General features: G+C 41.3%; 1 protein-coding gene. It reads left to right on the top strand.

Annotated elements, in window-relative coordinates; all coding sequences use genetic code 11:
* The first annotated feature begins 183 nt into the window (after nucleotides 1-183).
* Nucleotides 184-870 (top strand): DUF2726 domain-containing protein, encoded by a 687-nt coding sequence (locus tag HEN33_RS25115; protein WP_176263502.1) that lies wholly within the window; start codon nucleotides 184-186, stop codon nucleotides 868-870.
* The last annotated feature ends 71 nt before the right edge of the window (nucleotides 871-941 follow it).

The following is a 941-nucleotide window of genomic DNA, read 5'->3' as shown; positions in this document are numbered from 1 at the left end:
GGCTAATATTGTGTGTTGTTATTTTTTGTGGACGGCAAGCCGCAATGGCAAAATAGGTATGGTTGTAATAATCAAAACATGATACTAACTATATATAGATCGTTGAATTGTTGGCATGTAACTCGCTACAGCGAGTAGCGTTAGTAATGAAATATAATCAACATGGATAGGTGAAGATTAATTATGAGCTTTATGGTTTTTGTAACTTGTTTGACAATTGCATTTGTCGCCGGTTTTGCTGTTGCCAGAAAATTGACACTCCGAAAAGTTGCCTCATCGGTAATCATCACTAAATCGCAACCAGTCCCTTCCTCTGCAACTTCCCCTGCTGTTAAGGCGTCGACAAGGAGCTATACACCGCAGAAAACCTATCGTGACTCTCGTTGGCAAGAACGAGATGAGTTATTTCATGGAATGGTTGCCGAAGGTATTTTATTGGAAGGAAAAGAGTGGTTAATTACGCTTTGTGAAAAAATCTATTTTGATAATCTGGAGAAATGGTTTGGACATTATTGTCATATCCATTGCCAGGTCTCTCTGGGGCGCTTGATCAACTTTCCAGAACAACCCGAGTTTAGCGAAGAAGAAAGAAAGCGTTTCTTTGCAATTTATAATGGAATGGCAATGGATTATGTTCTGGTTTCAAAGAAGAACAATAAAATAGTCTGTGTTATTGAGCTGGATGATCCGAGTCATGAAAGGGCAGATCGCATTATTCGTGACCGTTGGTTGAATACGATTATGACTATTGCACGGGTGCCTTTTGTACGAGCTTCTGTCACTAAATTGGATGAAATCCCTCCGGTCTGGGATACCCGTGACAAAATTCGCCCATTAGCCGCGGCGAAAAAGGGTGAACCGTTGCATTAACTAAGTACCCCTGTCGGGGCTTTTCATCCCCCGGTGTGTGCAATATACGAAAAAAAAGCCCGTACTTTCGT

This window comes from Escherichia sp. 94.0001 (assembly GCF_013369155.2).
Lineage (GTDB): Bacteria > Pseudomonadota > Gammaproteobacteria > Enterobacterales > Enterobacteriaceae > Escherichia > Escherichia coli_F.
Note: the sequence above shows the minus strand (reverse complement) of the source record. Positions and strands in the feature narration are given on the sequence as shown.

What these genes read in the sequence shown, in the direction of transcription:
- HEN33_RS25115 (WP_176263502.1), top strand. Translation starts at nt 184, where the DNA reads ATGAGCTTTATGGTTTTTGTAACTTGTTTGACAATTGCATTTGTCGCC.